The following is a 19,756-nucleotide window of genomic DNA, read 5'->3' as shown; positions in this document are numbered from 1 at the left end:
CCTTACTATTGAGTTATCAACGATATTAGAGGTAAAAGATAAAATACGAAATATAATTAATGACATTGAATAAGAAGAAAAAGTATAGGCATATTGTTTGTTTAACATTACTTTGTAACTAATGATCCTGTCACTTGGGTCATATTAGGAATTAAAGCCAATTTATCTGCAGACATTTTTTTACCATCTGGTAGTTGAATATGATTAACCATCCAGACTACACAACCTTCATTTAAGTTAAAAAGGCTTCTTACTTGTGAATAGAGCACGCCATCGTTAAATTCATCTGACACGGGAAACGCCTTACCCTGCCATGCGCCTAATACATTTTCCTGACGAACAGGTAAATCAAGGTAAAGTAATTCAGGCTCAACATCTTTGATTACTTTCATGCAAAGGCGGGTTTGTGTATCACTTTGTTTTTCAACCCATAAGCGATGAGGGATCTCACTATCATTCCACTCTAATGTATTCATATAAGCGTTCATATTAATCCTTATTTAACACATATTTTATTGACTAAAGACTTATCAATTTTTACAACGACTTTTTTCACAGCAGTAGGTTCACTGACAGCAACAAGAGGACGATGTGGCTGAAGGGTATCAAAAATTACAAAATCACCTGATTGCAATATAATAAATTTTTCATCAATAATATCTTCGCTGAATGCAACATCCTTTTCTAAAAGAAAATCTTCTTTAATGGATTGAAAAGGATGCTCACTATAACCAAAGCACTCTTGACCTTCTAAGATTATTTGAACATCAATGTATTGACGATGTATTTCACAACATCTTTCTGACAATAACTGAGTATGATCATCAACAACGAAGAAAAATGCTTTATCTTCCGTGATTGTATAGTGGCCAATACCTGAATTCTCGTTCAAACGTCGTTTAACTATTCGTAAAATATTGATGATTACCTCATCGATATTACGATAGTTATCAATATTATTTAAATTGCCTTTTATCATTGTAATTTCATCAAATATAAGTATAAATCACCTTATTATACACAACAACCAACAATTGGTTGACCAGTTGTATTTGAATTATTGATCTTGATCCTGATTTTAATAAAAAAGGCTAGGTAATAATACCTAGCCTTTTTATGCATTTATTTCTTATCGTTTATTTATATATTACTTGTAGCTTAGGCCCCAACCAAATGGGTATAGCGTGTCGCCTACTTTGTATGCTGGATCATCTGAGTCTTGGTCAATAATCGCCTGGGCACTTTTTGCCAATGCAAATGGCAGTTTACCGGTTGGATTAAACTCACCACTCACAACATCCATCACTGCTCGGTCATCAGAACCAAACGTTGCGATAATCGCACCAGCGTCTTTCAGTTTACTTTTTTCATCAAGGACATATGGCTGACGGAAGTAAATAGAAAGTACGGTATTCTCTTCACCAACTTCATCCATCACTTCTTGGATATCGTCAAGTGACGGGGTGATTACCCAAGAATTAGACCCTGCCATACCAGTGAAATCGAGAACTGACAGTTCATCGAAATCAGAGCCACCAAATACTAAAGCACGATTTGTTGAAGGGTCGCTACCGATCACCGCTGGAATATTATCAACACGTACACGAATTAATGCACGATCGCTATCAGATGCATCTGCTACCTTATTGCCTTCTTCATCATCACCGATAGTGACCTCATAACCGTATTCTTCAGCAATTTCGCCGTCCATTCCCATGGTAAACAGGCTAGATGTGGTTGGTAATGGCAGCGCTGTATCTTGATTATCAAGCAAAACCACAGCTTTACGTTGTGCTAACTGCGCTTTTTCTTGGAAGTCAGCGTTGCCAACAATAGAGTTCGCTTTATCGGCATCAACATAGGCATTTTCAAACAAACCTAAGTCAAATTGCACTTTCAGTAGACGTTTAACCGATTCGTCAATGCGCGCTTCGGTAACTAAACCCTGCTCAACGACAGTACGAATTTCATCGTTTCGATTAAAGCCTGAGAACACATCCGTTCCCGCTTCAATCGCGATAACAAATTGCTCTGTTTTATTCTTATCTTGTAGACCCCATGCACGATTATTATGCATCATTTCATAATCTGTATGCGGGTTATTAGGATCATTAATGATCCCCGTATCAGAGTTGATTACGCCACTAAAGCCAAGTTCTTTTCGTAGAAGGTCATCCAAAATACCTTTAGAGAAGGCTACGCCAACATTACCAGCAGGTTGACCGACATCCGTCGAGTAATCATTATTTGCTACACGCACAGTATAGTGATCACGCTCATCTAGAAGATCACCCAAAGGTTGACCATTACCTACATCTAAATCCGTCTCATTATCAGGACTATCAATAGACCAATCTCCACCACCGACAATACCATAGTAAGGCATAATTGCCGCTACCCCAGCATCGATAGCGGTAATGAAAGGCTTAAGGTGATAATCAAACTTATCTGCCGGATAGCTTTGATGTTGACCTGCGAAATAATGAGGGTCAGCACCTAGGAATTGTGGCCCTCCGCCAGGGAAGTGTTTCATCGTCAGTACTATACTCTCAGAATCAACCTCATCACCTTGTAGGTTCTCGACAAGAGTTTTAATAATATCGGACGTTAAATCCGCATCTGAGCTAAAAGTCTCATGCACGCGGTACCAACGTGGCTCGGTTGCCAAGTCAGCCATATAACCGTACATTCCGCGCAAGCCGATAGCATTCCATTCGGCCTGCATCACTTCACCAAACTCAGCAATAAGATCCATATCACCTGTTGCGGCTAGTCCGCCCTCTTTTGGCCACGCCGAGAAAGCACCAGAGTCTACATTAATGCCCGCTTTGGCATTAGGATCGATATGATTACGAGCATTTGATTTAAATAGCGCAGGAATACCCAAGCGTGTACGTTCGGTCATCTCCTGCATGGTATTCATATACTGAGCCGCTTCCATCGGGCTTATTACATAGTTCGCCCCCATTGGGCCACCAGCTCCACCATCTTGTCGCTCTTCATCTGTAAGCGCATCAATTTCTTCTTGGGTCAGTATATTATTTCGGAAAATAAAGCGGTTCATCTTCTGGCGGTTAACCAAGTCTTGGTGTTCACTACCAATATAGCCATAAGCTTCCGCATTCAACGTATCAATCAGCATCATGCCGACTTTTTCTTCTAGCGTCATACGGCCAACCAAGTCAGCAGCACGCTCTTCAGAGGTTAAACGCCAGTCTTCATAAGGATTAAGTTCGCCATCTCCATTAGCATCGCGGAATTGGTAACCATCAACGTCTAAAAGATCATGAACTCGAGATTGGACAACCGGTTGTGTTAAGTCATCATTTGAACTTGATGACGAATTACATCCCGCTAAAAGGAGTGCTACTGCTATTGGTGCTAGGGTAAAGAGTCTGCTGCTCATAGTGTGCCTTTAATATTATATTTAGTTTAAACAACAGCTTTATCATAGTCCTCACTCGAATTTGGTTAACCAAAACAATCTAAAAATCAGATCAAGATCTACCAATTTAAACATTTGGTTAACACTGCTCACAAAACAAAACTTATGACCAATGTTTCATTGGTATTCATTATGTGAATCACAGAAAATAAAATGAAATGTTGATAGTTAACCAATCAACATTCCATTTATTTGCGATATATTGGGGGGTAAATTTATCCAGTAAATAATAAGTAAGGAGCGTATGTGGAGATCATCCCAGCCGACAAGAGTCATGCAGAAAAAATAGCTCAACTTCATGCCACCAGCTGGCAAACCATTTATAAAGGTTTACTCAAAGCAGATTACCTGGAACATAGTGTGTTTTCAGAAAGAACACAGCTTTGGCAAAAACGTTTCTCGGAACCACAGGCAAATCAGCGGGTATTTATTGCAGTCCAAAACGATGTGCTATGTGGGTTTATCTGCTGCTACATTGATGAAGACGATAGCTGGGGGACATTAATTGAAAACCTTCATGTAAACCCACAGTTCAAAGGACAAGGTATTGGCCGCTCGCTACTGCAATATGCAGTAAAGCAAACCGCCAACGAAACCAATTTAGATGGGCTATACCTTGAGGTGCTTGCAGAAAACACCAGTGCACAGGCTTTCTATCATCACCTTGGGGCTGACAAGGCTAAAGCTCAACAATGGCAAGCTCCTGAGGGCAGCACGGTTGACGAATTTGTTTATCGCTGGGATACAGTAAGTACGCTAACCGAGTTGAGCAATCAGCTTTAACGCTCCAGCCTCATGAATAAGATATCGCACGGCATTTTTCTCAGCAGAGGCTCGCTGGGTGACATAGTCAACTGTTGAAAAAGGGTTGATTTATGATGCCCAATGACTAATAAATCAACATCATATTCTTCTATTGCTTTTATAATTTGATCTTCGACATACCCTGCATAAAATACATGTTTATAAATGGGGTAATTCGCCCCTTTTAACAATTTCGTCATTGCCAAAACCGAATGGCTGTGTACATTTTCATCAAACCTTTCGGGATTAAATTCGCGAACGCCTTCATAAATTTTTGAAAAGTCAGGATCGATATGAATAACGCTGAACAAGGCATGGTTTGCTCTAGCTTGCTGCGCAGCTTTCATCACTAGCGGCTCTGCATCTTGATTAAAGTTCACTGCTAGCATCACATGTTTATAATTCATGGTCTGAATCCAAAATCACTCTGAACACCCCTTTCACTATAAATCATACGGCAATGTTGCGTTGCCTTTTACACGAAGAAAACACCGAATACCCAAGCCGCTATACTGTTATCAGCAACCGAATAACCATAACCAATAATCAAGGTCGTTGTATGTATCAAGAGTCCTTTTTAGATTCTCTCTCTATCTACACAATTCTCGCCCTGATCTTTGTTGTCATTGCGTTGATGTTTGAGTTTGGGTACCGGTTAGCCCTTGGTTTTCCTTCGAAACAAATTAGCCACTCGATAAGCCCGATGGCGACGGGATTGGCGAGTTTATTAGCATTTATCCTAGCGATTACATTTAGTATGGCGGCGGCTAAATCTGCAGAAAGAAAAGAGCTGGTACTCCAAGAAGCCAATGCCGTCGGCACTACAATCCTCAGAACATCCTTGCTCGATGAACCTTACCGCTCACGAAGCCGCGAGCTATTAAGAGAGTATGTCACCATAAGGGTTGTTGAAGATCCTAAGCAAACAAAGAAGCTTGTAAATTCAATCATTAAACAAAGTGAAGAACTACAGCTAAAGCTTTGGCACGAAGCCATGGCTGCTCATTCATCAACATCGCCCCAGCAATTGCTGCTTTATATCAACTCACTAAATGAAGTATTTGATCTCCATACAGAACGTGCCAATAAAGGCATTCGTGGCCGTATTCCCTTGAGTATCTGGTTGACACTCGGCTTACTCACTTTCCTGACTGTTGGGCTTAATGGTCTACAGGTTGGTGCACAAAATAAAGGACGAGCATTAGTCGCCGCTATCCCGTTTGCGTTGGCTTTTTCAATTGTACTGACACTCATCGTTGAGCTCGACAGACCTGCAAGAAGTATTATCGACATTAGCCAGCAACCTCTCATAGATCTACGTGACAGTTTAGACAATATGCTAAATACAAATAAAATATGACTATTTATTACAAAAAACAACTTGTAAAACAGTGAATTACAAACAATTCACAAACAAATATTCAACAAAATCATTCACTTTTTTGACGTTGCTCATATATGTAAATCAGTAATACAATCGTAAGCATATTGTCATTCAAAATACTGATTGAATCATGTATATTCATACCGTTATGTGGGAGCAACATCACACCGGTGTTTGCTTTATAAGATATTGATGAATACAAAGTGATGCAGAAAAGCATTGCAGCATGGATTGCATAGGTAGATTACAATGAGTACGGATACCAAATTGGTAAGACAAAAAGTTAAAAAGCACAGTCAAACCGTGATGAGTAAAGTAAGACTTTCTTTCTTGAAAAACTACAAAAAGAATTAATGCCAAGCTCTCCTTAGATAAGTTGGCACTTTTCAAGGCCCAGAAATAAACCACTTAATAATTTGCAGGAACAATCAGGTTGCCCAATACAACGCTCTTTATTTCTGGTTGCATGCTTTGCTCATAATATTTGGCCAACTTTTGCTGATTTGCAGTCATCACATTTTCGGCCTCCCCCCCTTTTCCATTTGGGCTGGGGCTTTCAGATAAAGTAATGGATGGTTCGTTGCGCGGGGCATTTACATACTCTTCGATACCATCATCAAACCATGACAGCTTATCAACAGCCAAGATCCCTAGGGTAATGATCATTACGATAATATTAGCTTGCATGGCGCCTCCTTTTGCAATGCACTGTTATCATTGATAGACCAGAAACAAAGTATGATCAAGATCACATTGACTAACCTAAAGCTTTTTCAATATGGTTTAGTTAATCACGAATAACGCCATAAACTCGTTCACAGGGGTAGATTCAAGTTTGTCTTGATCACTACACAAATCATAAATTCGCTGGCTAATACCAACAGGAAAGCGGGTCTGTAAATTACGCATAAACTTCTGCTCAAGCACAGGAATACCTTCTTCACGGCGGCGGCGGTGTCCTATTGGGTATTCCGCTGCCACTTTTTCAGTCGATGATCCATCGGTGAAATGAATCTGAATCGCATTGGCTATCGATCGCTTGTCTGACTCTAGGTACTCTTGGCTATATCGCTTGTCTTCGATGATTTCCATTTTATTTCGTAGGGCATCAATACGAGGGTCATCATTATGGAAATCATCCTCATAGTGTTCTGCTATCAAATCACCATGAAGCAGTGGAACGGCAATCATGTATTGAAGGCAATGGTCACGATCGGCTGGGTTTGCTAAGTTACCTACCTTCGAAATAATACGAATGGCCGATTCATGGGTTGTAACCTCTATCCGCTCTATCTCATCAATTCTATCTTTCACTTGTTCGTGTAACGTCACTGCACATTCCACCGCCGTTTGCGCATGAAATTCTGCAGGAAAAGATATCTTAAACAGTACATTCTCCATGACATAGCTATTGAATACTTGGTTAACTTGGAAAGGTTCACCGTTAAACAGCACATCGTAGAACCCCCATTGCGGGGCCGTTAATACTGATGGTAATCCCATTTCACCTTTCATGGTGATCATTGCAAGGCGCACTGCACGTGAAGTTGCATCACCAGCCGCCCACGATTTGCGCGACCCTGCATTAGGAGCATGGCGATAGGTACGTAACGCACAGCCATCAACCCAAGCTTGAGAGACAGCATCGATGATTTGCTCTCGATTTCCCCCTAGCATTTTAGTCACTACAGCTGTTGAAGCGACGCGTACGAGCAATACATGGTCAAGACCAACGCGATTGTAACTATTCTCTAATGCCAATACCCCTTGGATCTCATGCGCTTTGATCATTGCGGTTAACACATCACGCATGATTAATGGGGCTTTACCCTGTGAGATAGCAACACGGCTTAAATAATCTGCCGTAGCAAGAATACCGCCAAGGTTATCTGATGGATGCCCCCACTCTGCCGCAAGCCAAGTATCATTAAAGTCTAACCAACGAATAACAGTGCCGATATTAAATGCAGCCATAACAGGATCAAGCTCATGGGATGTTCCCGGAACTCGTGCGCCATTCTGCACCGTTGTACCCGGAATAATTGGACCTAAATGTTTTGTACACTCGGGAAAGCGCAGGGCCAATAAACCACACCCTAATGTATCCATTAGGCAATTTCTGGCGGTATTGTAGGCTTCTGCTGATTGTATTTCAGTGTTGGTAACATACTCGGCAATTTGAACCAGTAACTTATCTGGTTGTGGGCGTTCGTTAATATCAACATTCATACTCATAATCTATTCATCCTTAATATTATTAATCACTTAATGCAGGCTCAGACTGTAGCTAACCTTCTAAATCACTAACGTCGCTGTTCAATAGGTATCCAGTCTTGATGCTCAGGCCCTTGATAGTCTGCACTCGGACGAATAATTCGGTTATTTTCGCGTTGCTCATAAACATGTGCAGCCCAACCTGTTACTCGGCTCATGACAAAAATGGGGGTGAATAATTTCGTCGGGATCCCCATAAAGTGATAAGCAGAGGCATGAAAAAAGTCAGCGTTACAAAATAGTCCTTTTTCGCGTTTCATCACTTGCTCAACGCGTTCTGACACCTCATAAAGATGGGTATCACCAACATCTGCAGACAACTTTTTCGACCACGCTTTAATTAATGCATTTCGTGGATCGGACTCACGATAAATGGCATGACCAAACCCCATGATTTTTTCCTTTATATCCAGCATTTGCATAATGCCATCGTCGGCTTCATCGGGCGTCTTCCATTGCTCAATCATCGCCATTGCCGCTTCATTAGCACCACCATGCAATGGCCCTCGTAAGCTTCCAATTGCAGCTGTAATACACGAGTGCAAATCAGATAATGTCGATGCACAAACACGGGCTGTAAATGTTGAAGCATTGAATTCATGCTCCGCATACAAAACTAGAGAACAATGCATAACTTGCTTATGCAGATCAGAAGGTGCTTTATCAGTGAGCATTTCCAAGAAATAACCACCAATACTGTCTTGGGTAGTTGTTGCAGTATCAATGCGGACACCGTGGTGGCTATAGCGATACCAATAACAAACGATGGCCGGTAGCATCGCTAGTAGCGTATCTGTTTTCTCACCTTGCTCGGAAAAGTCCATTTCCTGATCAAGGTTCCCCAACATCGAGCACCCCGTGCGCATAACATCCATTGGGTGGGCATCTGCTGGAATGGCTTCTAGCACTTGGCATAATGCAGCAGGTAAACCGCGTGATTTTATTAATGTTTGTTTATATTCATTTAATTCAACTTGAGTCGGTAATTTTCCGCGCAATAATAAATGTGCGACTTCTTCAAATTCAGCGTTATTGGCTAAATCCGTAATATCGTAACCACGGTATGTTAATCCAGTCCCTGTTTTACCAACGGTGCACAAGGCGGTTGTACCAGCGCTTTGACCTCGTAGGCCAGCTCCAGTTACTGCATTGCTATTATCTAACTCATCCTTCTTCACATCAGCTACGGCTATCGCAGTCATAGCAGACTCCTTATTATCACGTTATGGAATGTTGTTTAATTTTTATTCTTTGCATTTTCTAGGTTGCAGAAGGCCCTTCTAACAACCGTTAGAATTTAATTTTTTATTATTTAATGAAGCTTACACTGCGAGTCTAATTAGCTTTTAGGCTTAAACAGCGCATCTAATTTCTGTTCGTATTCATGGTAGCTAAGATAGTGGTAAAGCTGTTCACGGGTTTGCATTGTATCGACCACATTACGCTGGTGACCATCACTCAATAAGTGCTGGTAGACATTGAGAGCGGCTTGATTCATCGCCCTAAATGCCGATAGCGGATACAACACCATATCAACACCACACTCAGATAATTCGTCACAACTAAACAATGGAGTTTGTCCAAACTCCGTAATGTTGGCAAGAATAGGCACATCGACCGCAGCAGAAAATTGTTTATATTGATCTAGCGTATTAATGGCTTCTGGAAAAATCATGTCAGCACCGGCATCTACACAGGCTATTGCTCGCTCAATCGCAGCGTCCATACCCTCAACGGCTAGCGCATCGGTACGTGCCATAATCACAAAATCGTGGTTGTCTCTGGCATCTACCGCCGCTTTTATCCGATCAACCATTTCATTTTGGCTAACGATGGCTTTATTAGGTCTATGACCACAGCGTTTTTGCGCGACTTGATCTTCCATATGAATGGCCGCGGCCCCTGCCCGCTCCACTTCTTTAATGGTACGCGCAATATTAAACGCGCCACCAAACCCGGTATCGATATCGACCAGTAACGGAAGTTTTGTTGCCGCAGTGATCCTTCGGACATCTTCCAAAACGTCATTGAGTGTCGTGATCCCCAAATCAGGCAACCCATAGGATGCATTGGCAATACCTCCACCTGATAGGTAAACAGCCTGGTGGCCCACTTGTTCAGCCATCATTGCACAATAAGGGTTCACTGTTCCTACAATTTGCAATGGACGATTGTTTGCAACGGCTTGGCGAAAGCGTTTACCTGGGCTCATGACACGATCTCCTTATCGGTATGTAGTTGCTGTTCTATTAACTGCCGGCTACGCATGATATGTCGCCGCATTAACATCTCGGCTAATTCACCATCTCGCTCTTTAAGTGCAGAAAGTAAATGAAAATGCTCTTTAATTGCTTGCTCTGGACGAGAGTGAGAGCGCTGTGACTGGTAGCGGTACATGCGAAGTAAATGATAAAGCTCATCGCACAATAAGCTAATAAGCTTACTGTTTCGACTGGCTTTAATAATACGGTAATGAAAATCGAAGTCCCCTTGCTGGTGAAAATACGAGGCGCCATCGACGTCATCAATATGTTGTTGGTGGGTCGTTAATAATGCTTCCAACCCTGCGAGTTCATCTTCATTAATATGAATGCAAGCGAGTCTTGCGGCCATTCCTTCCAATGCCTCTCGCACAGCATAAATCTCAATCAGTTTTTCGTGCGTTAAGGCTACCACCCGTGCTCCAACATGCGGTGAGCGTTCAACTAAACCAAATGACTCCATTTTCATTAAGGCTTCACGCAAAGGGCCGCGACTCACACCGAAACGCTTAGCTAATTCAGGCTCTGAGATTTTACTTCCGGCAGGACACTCTCCACTGACAATCAAGTCCACCAGTAACTCAGTCAAGTTCTCCGTTTTTGTCGACTCTTTCACATCAGAAAGATTGTCGACACTTTTAAGCATTACGTTTTTCTCAATCATCTACATTGTCAACAATTTGATAACTTAATAGCTAATATAGACATTGAATATGCAAATACCAAATAAATTGTTAACAAATTGTGTTAGACCTTAGTCTAAATTGTCGACAGTATTGGTTTTCAACCCATCTAATCCGGCATATTCAATCAGCTCAATAACGTTATTATCATCATCGCGGAAAAAAACAGAAATACCTGTAGGATGCTTAGTTGGTCCGCCGCTTGGGGTCAATTCGAGAAGTGTTAATTGCTCAAGTACTGAGGCCATATTGGTGACTTCTAGTGCAACATGGGTATAACCCGTGTATTTGATTGGGTCATCCATCAAAATATTATTACTAGATCGGTCGCTGGCGTTGAGTATCAAGTTGATATTAATACCAGATGGGTGCAATAGAATCGCGACAGGCTCTGGTCCTGAAGGGCCCGTAATAAAGTCAAAACCCAGCTTTCGGTAAAAATGCTTAGCTTTCTCTAAGCTGCTCACCCGAATACCAATATGATTCACTCTGGTAATTTCTTGCATAGTCTCTCTCCTTGATATGCGCGGCGATTCATTTTTTATTAATACAAAAACGGCAGTAACTATTACGTTACTGCCGTTTAATGTTAAGTAATATAATACCGCTATACAAATAAGTACTAGGCTGTCACCGCTCTATCGACTTCCAGCTTAGGTTTACGCTGTGCTAAATACACACCAGCCAGTACCATGCCACCGCCTATATAATGATATATCGCTAGCTGCTCATTTAAAATCACACTAGCAATAATGGCTGTTATTACAGGCATTAGGTTCATGAACATTGCCGTTCTGTCTGCCCCTAAGATCTCAATTCCTTTTAGCCAACACCAAGGTGCAATGACAGAAGCAGGGATAGCAGCATAGGCAATCAAAGGCCACGACTCACTGGTAATGGCCATACGATCACTACTTAATAGCATCGGTAATAACATCGTAACCGCAAAGAGCCCCTGAATATATACAGATTGCCAATTGTTGATAGGCATTTTCCAGCGCTTAAGTAATACACAATACAATGCGTAGACAAAAGCGGCAATTAATAACAAGCCATCGCCTTGAGTGATCCCCTTAGATACCAAGTTTGAAATATCACCATGGCTCAACATTAATACCAGACCACACAATGAAATAACGGCACCAACCACAGCGACTGCTAGCATTCGTTTTCCTAACAGATAAGCACTTAAAAACATGCTTAATAACGGTACTAGTGACATGATCAATGCCATATTCGTAGCTGTTGTGGTGATTGCGGCAAAATAACCCAGCGATTGGTTAAGCACCATTCCGAGCAAAGCAAGAAATGCAAGCTTTGAAAGGTGAGGCTTGATTTTTTCACGATTGCGCCAAACTGAAGGTAATACAAATGGTGTAAGCACAACCATGGCAAAAAACCAGCGGTAAAATGATATCGCTCCTGGGTCAATAACGCTGTAAGACAGCTTATTGACAATGGCATTCCCTGCCCAAATACAAACGGTCAATAAAGGAAATAAGTAAAACATGGCGTGCCTTTTCTTTTGGATATGATGATGAATTATTCATCTACTGCATATTCTGGCAGGTCAGTTTTAAAATAAATATCTCTAAAAAGACATCCTGACTTTATTGTCAGACATTTATTTTACTCACCAGCTAAAATCAGCTCGCCCACATGATAAGAATCAATACAAATAAGCCACATAACATTGATTTATAACAATAAAAAATCATACTGCGAACTATTAATCTCATTCATTCCCAATAAGAAAGAGTGATCTACCTCAAAGGAAATCGTCCGCACAACACTTGCTAGAATTTAGTTTCGCAGATAAAGAGGATATTGCTTTTATTCAACATCTGCTAAAAATATGCACTGATTAATAAGCTAATTTGATGATTAAATGGATTGAATATTCTATTTTTAACTTGCACTGTGGTCAGACCAGACTATAAGTTTATAAATGGTCACCACCAACAAATTGAAAAGGATATTTCGATGCGAAAGAACCTCAAAATATATAAGCAGCTTACCCGCCTTCCTTTTGGCAACGGTATTTTTTCTTTTGTCGTATGCCGCTTGGCCCCTTACTTTGGTTCGATTAAACCAAAAGTAACTGAACTTAAACCCGGCTATGCTGAAGTCACCATTAAAAAACGTCGTAGAGTCACCAACCACCTCAATACCGTTCATGCCATTGCTATGTGTAACATGGCAGAACTTGCGGGCGGAATGATGACTGATGTTTCTGTCCCGATAAAAAGCCGTTGGATACCTGTCGGCATGACCGTTGAGTATTTAAAAAAAGCCAAAACTGATTTAACCGCTCAAGCTTTGGGTGACAATATTGATTGGGCAACAGAAGGCGATAAATTAGTGCCTGTTGAAATACTAGATAAAGATGGAAACATTGTTTTTCGAGCTGAAATCACCATGAATGTAAGGTTAGCTTAATCATAAAGCGCCAGAAAACCTGGCGCTTTATGATTTGTCATACAGACTAGTTTATTTTAAAAGATAAGCAAACCAAGCCCAATGATCGTGCCAGAAGCGAATAGAGACACAACGCAGAACCCCATAATGTCTTTAGCATTTAGTCCTGCAATACTCAGAGCGGGTAATGCCCAGAAAGGCTGGATCATGTTTGTCCATGCATCCCCCCAAGCAATCGCCATTGCGGTTTTCGCAGCAGGAACACCAAGCTCGGCCCCTGCTGGCATCATTATTGGCGCTTGTACTGCCCATTGGCCGCCCCCTGAAGGCACGAAGAAATTCACAATACCAGCACTAATAAAAGTAAATAGTGGGAAAGTATGCTCATTAGAAATACTAACGAACATATCTGACATTGCTCCCGCTAATGACACGCCGTCAGGGCCTTTCGCAACCATCATCCCCATTATTCCGGCATAGAATGGGAACTGCAGTAATATTCCTGCAGTATTTTTGGTTCCCTCTGCCACTGCCTTTAATAAGCGCTTAGGTGTGCCATGCAGTAAAATAGCAGTAAATAAGAAGATGAAATTAACGATATTAAGGTTTAAAGCAAAACCATTAGCTGAAAAATAACTAACAATATAGGTAAACCCAAGCAATGCTAGCAGGCGATTCACCCACGGGCTCTGCTCAAGCCTTTCAGCAGGCGTAAGATCTTTAGAATCTTTCTCTTCTTCTGGCTCATCTGCCAATAAATCAGGTGAAATAGTAATAACTTGATCGCCCGCAGGGTGCATCGCTCGGTTTAAAAGTGGAATAACGACTAACATAACGAGCAATATAATAAGGTTCATACTAGAAAAAAGTGTTTCGCTCGTTGCGATGGGTGCCGTAATCGCCCCTGCCGTTACTGCCTCAAGATTACTGCCACTGGCGAGTGCTAGAGGTACTGATCCCGACAGCCCTGCATGCCAAAATAAAAAACCCGTATATGCCGAAGCAATCAACAGACGATAATCAACCCCTTTTACTTTTGCCGCTAATTCTCGCGCAAAAATGGCACCAACAACCAAACCAAAACCCCAGTTTATCCAGCAGGCAATTGCCGACACAAAGGTAACGATCAAAATAGCATGGCCCGGCGTTTTGGCGGTCATTGCAAGGTACGACAGGCCACGACGAAAGACTGGTGCTGACGCCATTGCATGGCCCGTAACCACGACCAACGCCATCTGCATTGCGAAAGTTAATAGCTTCCAGAACCCGCCAGAAAATGCATCCACCATTTGCATAGGACTTTGCTGAGTAACGGGCATTGCAATTAGAAATACTGCAAACGTCAATAACGCAGCAAATAGAAAGGGATCTGGCAGGTACCGTTGTACTATCGATGTGCATACTGCCGAAAAACGCTGCAATAGCGTCGATTTCTGGTAGGAAAGCGCTTCTGTGGACATATCTTTCTCCTTGATGGTCCGCTGAATAATCGTCGTAGCCGTATTTTTATATCTTTGAGATGACTAACGATTCCAACTGAATCAGGGCTTAATTGATAGGTCTAATTTCAGGAAGTGGCTTTGCATATTTAGGAAATGGAAATGTGAGCTAAAATTTAGCGCTAAATATACTTCTAGCGCTAAAGTAATGATGATTAAAAAGGAGTGCTAACACATCATTAAGCAGATTTAACAAGAGCGTCTTCAGCAGGCGGAAGCCAATGAAACATATAATCAAACAACTCTTTTTCTGTTGGGCGTTCCATTTTCCCGTGAATTAATGAGCTCATATCCAACAAATGATCAACTTTTGCCGTTGGCATATATGCTTCATGGTAGCGTCTGAATAAAGGAGAATGTTTAATATAGAAATTAGCTGCAGTCACCGCTTCTTCAAACGTATCATGCTCTGAAATTTTACGAGGGCAATCCCACGTAGCACCATCAAGTACGAATACACCAATAGCACCCGTTTCCTCGTAGCTGAGTTCATCTATATATGGAACATTCCACCACTGTATAATTTCTTGATGAGCGCGGTGCTCGTTCAATTTATCACCACAAGGAAATAGCTTTGCCGTATCCCTTTGCTTAATAGGAATACGACAGTTTGTAAAATTCATAACCAACCAATTGTACTTATAATTAATATGAAACCAGTTTATTAAATAGCCATAATTTGTCAAACAAAAAGCTAATAATTATGTTTATAAATCAAATGTTAAGGTGTTGAGGTCATAAATACTGACTTTTATATGATATAAGGGAGCAAGGTCACCTTACTCACAGTCATTATCTAGCAGGGTTACTCTGAAACAATAGAGTGTTACGAATCTGCTGGAAATAGGGTTTTGGTTAAACGTGCAAGGTTATAAGCATCATCATAGCCAGAGTGCTGGCGTCCTTCCCACTCTATTCCAGCCATTTCCATCGCAGCACGCTGACCACAGCGCTTCTTATAAACATGTCGCTGCAGGCGAAATAACGTCGCGATATTAAGAAACTCGTTAAATGGTACTTTTACATCTTTCTCTTTACACTCATTATGCAAAATGAGGTCATCACGTCCCCAAGCAGCATAAATCTTATGTCGACCACCAAACTTTTGTTCAATCGACTTTAAAATAATGCCAAGCGGCTTGCCATTTTTTTCTATTACTTCCGGTTTAATACCCGTTAGCTCCGTACAAAACGGCGACACTTCGTCATGTTCAGGTTTAACAAAGTGTTGAGCTCGTCGAACAATTTCACCGCTTGCTAGATCGAGTTCGGCTACTCCGATTTCAATGATCTCTCCTGTTCTTGATTCCCGGCCATCATTCCAACAGCACATTTCGAGATCAAAACAGACAATACGATTAAAATTCATCTTACTTCCGGACTTAACACAAAAAACAGGGCGTGCAGGATAGCATTTAGCGAGGCTTGATAGTAGGGCTTTGCCTAAGTCAATAGCGTGTCGTTAGTAAGAGTAATATAGGGACGAGCCGACTTTATCGGCTCTGTAACTTAAGAAGTACTCTTTAATCAAACAGCTCAATCACTAACTTATTATTCTTGATGACTAAATTGGGTTCAGCTGATCTGATCAGTGCTTCCTGAACTTTAGTACTATCAAGTTTATAGACGGGTTGCTTGGACAGCGCATAACCAATCATTGAAACCGCTGGTTTTAAAAGCTTTTTTATTTCAGGGGGCAGCTGTTGGCTACTACTTTCACCAAAGTGCTCTAAGCGGAGTGAATTTAGAAATACCTCCCCACTTTCTTTGTCATATTTAGGGATAGCACTAAATTCAATATCCAGTTCCAATCCCATATTTTTCATACTGAGCAGCTGTACTTGTGCATTTGTATTGGCAAAAATAGAAACACGCTCAACATCTGCTCGACCAATCCTCACTTTAAGATCTTCAACCGCAACTTGCGCATACATGACATTCTCAACACCCACGGATTGATCCAAATTAACGGTATCTTGTAAGTATTGGGTCATCTCTTGTTCTGTGATGCTATAGCTTGCACAGCCACCAATAACGAGCACTACAAGCGTCGGAATTAGCCTTTTAAATAACTTGCTTATCATCGATATCGACTCTTCTTCGTCCATGGCAAACACAAAGTTTACTGGAACATATAAAACATAATCAAGATAACCAAAAATCCTTATCTCAATTTCAGATTTTTTACTACCATTACAATACCGATATGCAACATATGTCGCATTGAGTTTTATAAATTACATCTCGTTGCGGAGTTTTCTTTATGATATCAGATAAAAAATTTTTGTTGATCGATGACTCGAGTACTGCAATATCGATTATGCGTTCGATTTTAAATACATCTGGTGTTTCTAATGAAAAAATCGATAGTACGATGGATAGTTTAAAAGCCATTCGCCTTTTAACGCAGCATAAATATGACATCGTTCTTTGCGATTATAATATGGGGCATCATATTGATGGTGGGCTTATTTTTGATGAAGTGAAGCAACGAAAGCTACTTGCAAATGATGGGGTGTTTATTTGCGTAACAGGTGACAATACACGGCAGGTCGTTACCCACTTTATCGAATTAGAACCCGATGATTATCTAATTAAGCCCTTTTCTACTGCTGTCTTCATTGAACGCATTAAGTCTGTCCTAAAACGAAAGTCTGCTTTGTATTCTTTGTTATTGGCGGTTGATAATAAAGAGTATGACATCGCCATTGAACATTGCATTCAATTCCACGCCTTATACCCACAATATAGAGCCTATATCGACAGAATACATGGCGACTGCTTATTACGTGCTAATCGACACAACGAAGCTAAACTATTTTATGCCGAAGCCTGTAAAAACTATGAGCATATATGGCCTCAAATTGGTCTTGGCCAAGCATTACAAGGACTCGGTGAATTAAAAAGTGCGGAAGCAACTTTCCAAAATATTTTAGCTAAGCACCCAAAACAGCCACTCGCCAGAAAATACTTAGCCAGTTGCATGATGACCACGAATCGAATTCCTGAGGCATTAGCACAATTCGAGCTTCTACATCAGGTCAACTCAGCTAACCCACTAAGGGAGCTGATTATTGCCAATCTATATGCCACATTACAATGCCATAAAGAAGCCGCTATCTGCTACCAACGATTTACCAATAAGGTTATTGGTACCAGTCGATTTAGCTACGGTGTAAATGTTAATACTTCTGTCTCTCTTATGCTGGCTAGTATTTATGCTGACGAAAGAAAGGTGGCAGAAGAACTCTTAAATGAAGCAAGTCATAGCCTTCATGATCAACACAGTCATAAAGAACTAGAACAAGCGAATTATGAGCGCGAGATAAGCACAATGATTAGTCTGGCCATTCTGGCTTGTATTCATGGCGAAATTGAAGATTGTTTTACGATTGTAAGTAAAATCAACTTAGACGAGAGGCCAAGTAACGACTTTTATACAGTGTTAAACGTCGCCAGAATCTATGGCTTTTGCGGCATGCCGATGCAGTATGAGCACACTATGCAGATAGCAAAAAAACTGTGTGCCGCATCGGATGATGACGTATTAATACAGAGCCAAATAAAATTACTTGAAGCCTGCCATACCGAAGTTAACACTCGCTTAAAAACAGGCGGTGAGTTAGTTGAACGCGCTTTCTGCATGCGTGAAAATAACAAAGCAAAAGACGCAATTAAAGATGCGTACCGTGCATTTCATATGGTGCCTTATCACTACAAACTATGTTTCTTGATTTTAGAACTCACCGCTTTAGCAACACCATCATTTTTAAAACCAGCAGAGGTAAAGTGTGTTATCACATCTTGTCATTGGGTGATTATTCACGATACTCGTCCCAGTAAAGAAGACATGAAACGCGCCGATGACCTTTATACCGTGGCATTAACCAGAATAAGAATGCAGAAATAAAAATCTACCTCTGCACTTTGTTTTTAAGATACGGAATGAACCGTTGTAGATTGGTTATCCATTAATGTATTTTTCGCAAACACCTCGTGGTAAGTCTGCATAAAATCCTGACGAATAAGTTGCTCAAGGTGTGACGCTAACTCTGTTGGGCAAAACAGCATGATATGAACGACCTGCTCACCCGTTGCCGTCGTCGTCACTGTCACATGAGGTTCAGAACCAGGTAAGTCGACACCAGCATGCTTTTCTATGACACCGTTATAGCGGCGTGCTACATCAATAAATTCTTCACAGTGTCCTTCAATTTGTTCAACAATTTCAGGCACTATTAGGTATAGATTGACGAACTCTTTCACTGTGATAGAGAAATTATGGTAAACATAACGCTTCATAAAATTAAGGTTCTTTACCGGGTAGGTAAAGAACATACTATTTGGCAACGTCGCCGTTTTACCAGTGAAATGATACTGTCCATGATGTAAGTCGATCTCTTGAATCACTGTCGCCATCATATTGTGTTCAATAACCTCACCGCACAATGACCCGACTTCTATCCAGTCACCGATGCGAAACGACCGTGAACTGGCACGCTGAATCGAACCAGTGAAGCAAAGAATGATTTCCTTGGAAGCAACAACTATCGCCACAGCAAGTGCGGTGAGTGATAGAGCAAACTCGCTAATTTCAGACTGCCATAAAATAAACAGCGTCAGCACAATGAAAGTAAAAGTGCCGTTCTTAGTTCGGGACATCCACTTTCGCTGGTTCTCAGTTAAGAAAGCAACATCTCCACGAATACTCGAGATCACTAATCGCCTAACCATCAACACCACAGCAACAATCAATGCACTCAAAATAACTTTATGCGTCATTAAAAAATCAATAACGAGCAATAACTTGTCCACGATAGCGGATTCCTTTTCTACAACATTTATCTATGATTGATAACAGTATCAATACAGGTTATTTACTACGCAAATTTCCCATACATTTTTGAAGAGATCTAGCCCGTAATACCAAACATTTGAAATTTTAGTGGTATAAAATGATGAAATTATCGCTCTGTATACGTTATTGA

20 protein-coding genes are annotated in these 19,756 nt (G+C 41.0%); 4 read left to right on the top strand and 16 right to left on the bottom strand.

The features are described from left to right. Positions 1-107 precede the first annotated feature (107 nt). From L4D09_RS13920 to L4D09_RS13910, 3 genes are all read right to left on the bottom strand, one after another. Positions 108-488 carry a hypothetical protein gene (locus tag L4D09_RS13920; RefSeq protein ID WP_428458114.1) on the bottom strand — a complete coding sequence of 127 codons (381 nt, stop codon included), beginning with the start codon at positions 486-488 and terminating at the stop codon, positions 108-110. Between the two features lie 8 nt (positions 489-496). After that, a complete protein-coding gene (locus tag L4D09_RS13915) occupies positions 497-979 on the bottom strand; it encodes a NanQ anomerase/TabA/YiaL family protein (protein WP_428458113.1) in 483 nt (160 codons plus the stop codon). A gap of 168 nt (positions 980-1,147) precedes the next feature. Further along, complete coding sequence (locus tag L4D09_RS13910) at positions 1,148-3,406, bottom strand: glycoside hydrolase family 3 protein (protein WP_428458112.1); 2,259 nt, start codon at positions 3,404-3,406, stop codon at positions 1,148-1,150. Between the two features lie 285 nt (positions 3,407-3,691). Between L4D09_RS13910 and L4D09_RS13905 the strand changes: the two genes are divergently transcribed. Then, entirely contained in the window at positions 3,692-4,228 is a 537-nt protein-coding gene (locus L4D09_RS13905) for a GNAT family N-acetyltransferase (protein ID WP_428458111.1), read from the top strand. Here L4D09_RS13905 and L4D09_RS13900 read toward each other — a convergent pair. After that, entirely contained in the window at positions 4,225-4,656 is a 432-nt protein-coding gene (locus L4D09_RS13900) for a universal stress protein (RefSeq protein ID WP_428458110.1), read from the bottom strand. The two genes, L4D09_RS13905 and L4D09_RS13900, sit on opposite strands and share 4 nt — an antisense overlap. Positions 4,657-4,808: 152 nt before the next feature. Here L4D09_RS13900 and L4D09_RS13895 point away from each other — a divergent pair, with 152 nt between their 5' ends. Next, complete coding sequence (locus tag L4D09_RS13895; protein ID WP_428458109.1) at positions 4,809-5,609, top strand: bestrophin-like domain; 801 nt, start codon at positions 4,809-4,811, stop codon at positions 5,607-5,609. A 432-nt stretch (positions 5,610-6,041) separates the two neighbouring features. Here the strand turns inward: L4D09_RS13895 and L4D09_RS13890 are convergent, their stop codons facing one another. From L4D09_RS13890 to L4D09_RS13860, 7 genes are all read right to left on the bottom strand, one after another. Further along, the gene (locus L4D09_RS13890; RefSeq protein WP_428458108.1) at positions 6,042-6,320 is read right to left on the bottom strand and encodes a hypothetical protein; all 279 of its coding nucleotides are present in this window, start codon (positions 6,318-6,320) and stop codon (positions 6,042-6,044) included. Between the two features lie 96 nt (positions 6,321-6,416). Beyond that, positions 6,417-7,868, bottom strand: a complete 1,452-nt coding sequence (locus tag L4D09_RS13885) for a bifunctional 2-methylcitrate dehydratase/aconitate hydratase (protein WP_428458107.1) — start codon at positions 7,866-7,868, stop codon at positions 6,417-6,419. 68 nt (positions 7,869-7,936) lie between these two features. After that, the gene (gene prpC, locus L4D09_RS13880) at positions 7,937-9,109 is read right to left on the bottom strand and encodes a bifunctional 2-methylcitrate synthase/citrate synthase (RefSeq protein ID WP_428458106.1); all 1,173 of its coding nucleotides are present in this window, start codon (positions 9,107-9,109) and stop codon (positions 7,937-7,939) included. Positions 9,110-9,246: 137 nt separating this feature from the next. Further along, positions 9,247-10,119, bottom strand: a complete 873-nt coding sequence (gene prpB, locus L4D09_RS13875) for a methylisocitrate lyase (RefSeq protein ID WP_428458105.1) — start codon at positions 10,117-10,119, stop codon at positions 9,247-9,249. Further along, complete coding sequence (locus tag L4D09_RS13870; RefSeq protein ID WP_428458104.1) at positions 10,116-10,814, bottom strand: GntR family transcriptional regulator; 699 nt, start codon at positions 10,812-10,814, stop codon at positions 10,116-10,118. The genes prpB and L4D09_RS13870 overlap by 4 nt, the downstream gene beginning before the upstream one ends. 108 nt (positions 10,815-10,922) lie before the next feature. Then, positions 10,923-11,357 (bottom strand): VOC family protein, encoded by a 435-nt coding sequence (locus tag L4D09_RS13865; RefSeq protein ID WP_428458103.1) that lies wholly within the window; start codon positions 11,355-11,357, stop codon positions 10,923-10,925. Positions 11,358-11,473: 116 nt separating this feature from the next. Further along, positions 11,474-12,361 carry a DMT family transporter gene (locus tag L4D09_RS13860; RefSeq protein ID WP_428458102.1) on the bottom strand — a complete coding sequence of 296 codons (888 nt, stop codon included), beginning with the start codon at positions 12,359-12,361 and terminating at the stop codon, positions 11,474-11,476. A gap of 473 nt (positions 12,362-12,834) precedes the next feature. On the opposite strand from L4D09_RS13860, the gene L4D09_RS13855 reads away from it, so the two are divergent. Next, the gene (locus tag L4D09_RS13855) at positions 12,835-13,290 is read left to right on the top strand and encodes a hotdog fold domain-containing protein (protein ID WP_428458101.1); all 456 of its coding nucleotides are present in this window, start codon (positions 12,835-12,837) and stop codon (positions 13,288-13,290) included. Between the two features lie 56 nt (positions 13,291-13,346). On the opposite strand, the gene L4D09_RS13850 is transcribed toward L4D09_RS13855, so the two are convergent. The 4 genes from L4D09_RS13850 to L4D09_RS13835 form a co-directional block, all read right to left on the bottom strand. Then, positions 13,347-14,729 (bottom strand): short-chain fatty acid transporter, encoded by a 1,383-nt coding sequence (locus L4D09_RS13850; RefSeq protein ID WP_428458100.1) that lies wholly within the window; start codon positions 14,727-14,729, stop codon positions 13,347-13,349. A gap of 218 nt (positions 14,730-14,947) precedes the next feature. Continuing rightward, positions 14,948-15,391, bottom strand: a complete 444-nt coding sequence (locus tag L4D09_RS13845; protein WP_428458099.1) for a hypothetical protein — start codon at positions 15,389-15,391, stop codon at positions 14,948-14,950. 203 nt (positions 15,392-15,594) lie between these two features. Further along, the gene (locus L4D09_RS13840) at positions 15,595-16,137 is read right to left on the bottom strand and encodes a 3'-5' exonuclease (protein WP_428458098.1); all 543 of its coding nucleotides are present in this window, start codon (positions 16,135-16,137) and stop codon (positions 15,595-15,597) included. A 154-nt stretch (positions 16,138-16,291) separates the two neighbouring features. Beyond that, a complete protein-coding gene (locus L4D09_RS13835; RefSeq protein WP_428458097.1) occupies positions 16,292-16,852 on the bottom strand; it encodes a YceB family lipoprotein in 561 nt (186 codons plus the stop codon). A 179-nt stretch (positions 16,853-17,031) separates the two neighbouring features. On the opposite strand from L4D09_RS13835, the gene L4D09_RS13830 reads away from it, so the two are divergent. Continuing rightward, on the top strand, positions 17,032-18,678 hold the full coding sequence (locus L4D09_RS13830; protein WP_428458096.1) for a response regulator: 1,647 nt from the start codon (positions 17,032-17,034) through the stop codon (positions 18,676-18,678). Between the two features lie 23 nt (positions 18,679-18,701). Here the strand turns inward: L4D09_RS13830 and L4D09_RS13825 are convergent, their stop codons facing one another. Then, entirely contained in the window at positions 18,702-19,583 is an 882-nt protein-coding gene (locus L4D09_RS13825) for a mechanosensitive ion channel family protein (protein WP_428458095.1), read from the bottom strand. Between the last annotated feature and the right edge of the window lie 173 nt (positions 19,584-19,756).

Source organism: Photobacterium makurazakiensis, from assembly GCF_050336715.1.
Taxonomy (GTDB): domain Bacteria; phylum Pseudomonadota; class Gammaproteobacteria; order Enterobacterales; family Vibrionaceae; genus Photobacterium; species Photobacterium makurazakiensis.
This window is presented reverse-complemented; position numbering and strand designations above follow the sequence as displayed.

Excerpts from the sequence above, each read along its gene's own strand:
- L4D09_RS13900 (WP_428458110.1), bottom strand. The coding sequence starts at position 4,656 with ATGAATTATAAACATGTGATGCTAGCAGTGAACTTTAATCAAGATGCA.
- L4D09_RS13830 (WP_428458096.1), top strand. The coding sequence starts at position 17,032 with ATGATATCAGATAAAAAATTTTTGTTGATCGATGACTCGAGTACTGCA.
- L4D09_RS13895 (WP_428458109.1), top strand. The coding sequence starts at position 4,809 with ATGTATCAAGAGTCCTTTTTAGATTCTCTCTCTATCTACACAATTCTC.
- L4D09_RS13860 (WP_428458102.1), bottom strand. The coding sequence starts at position 12,361 with ATGTTTTACTTATTTCCTTTATTGACCGTTTGTATTTGGGCAGGGAAT.
- L4D09_RS13870 (WP_428458104.1), bottom strand. The coding sequence starts at position 10,814 with ATGCTTAAAAGTGTCGACAATCTTTCTGATGTGAAAGAGTCGACAAAA.
- prpB (WP_428458105.1), bottom strand. The coding sequence starts at position 10,119 with ATGAGCCCAGGTAAACGCTTTCGCCAAGCCGTTGCAAACAATCGTCCA.
- L4D09_RS13855 (WP_428458101.1), top strand. The coding sequence starts at position 12,835 with ATGCGAAAGAACCTCAAAATATATAAGCAGCTTACCCGCCTTCCTTTT.
- prpC (WP_428458106.1), bottom strand. The coding sequence starts at position 9,109 with ATGACTGCGATAGCCGTAGCTGATGTGAAGAAGGATGAGTTAGATAAT.
- L4D09_RS13840 (WP_428458098.1), bottom strand. The coding sequence starts at position 16,137 with ATGAATTTTAATCGTATTGTCTGTTTTGATCTCGAAATGTGCTGTTGG.
- L4D09_RS13835 (WP_428458097.1), bottom strand. The coding sequence starts at position 16,852 with ATGATAAGCAAGTTATTTAAAAGGCTAATTCCGACGCTTGTAGTGCTC.
- L4D09_RS13845 (WP_428458099.1), bottom strand. The coding sequence starts at position 15,391 with ATGAATTTTACAAACTGTCGTATTCCTATTAAGCAAAGGGATACGGCA.
- L4D09_RS13915 (WP_428458113.1), bottom strand. The coding sequence starts at position 979 with ATGATAAAAGGCAATTTAAATAATATTGATAACTATCGTAATATCGAT.
- L4D09_RS13890 (WP_428458108.1), bottom strand. The coding sequence starts at position 6,320 with ATGCAAGCTAATATTATCGTAATGATCATTACCCTAGGGATCTTGGCT.
- L4D09_RS13865 (WP_428458103.1), bottom strand. The coding sequence starts at position 11,357 with ATGCAAGAAATTACCAGAGTGAATCATATTGGTATTCGGGTGAGCAGC.
- L4D09_RS13920 (WP_428458114.1), bottom strand. The coding sequence starts at position 488 with ATGAACGCTTATATGAATACATTAGAGTGGAATGATAGTGAGATCCCT.
- L4D09_RS13885 (WP_428458107.1), bottom strand. The coding sequence starts at position 7,868 with ATGAGTATGAATGTTGATATTAACGAACGCCCACAACCAGATAAGTTA.
- L4D09_RS13850 (WP_428458100.1), bottom strand. The coding sequence starts at position 14,729 with ATGTCCACAGAAGCGCTTTCCTACCAGAAATCGACGCTATTGCAGCGT.
- L4D09_RS13910 (WP_428458112.1), bottom strand. The coding sequence starts at position 3,406 with ATGAGCAGCAGACTCTTTACCCTAGCACCAATAGCAGTAGCACTCCTT.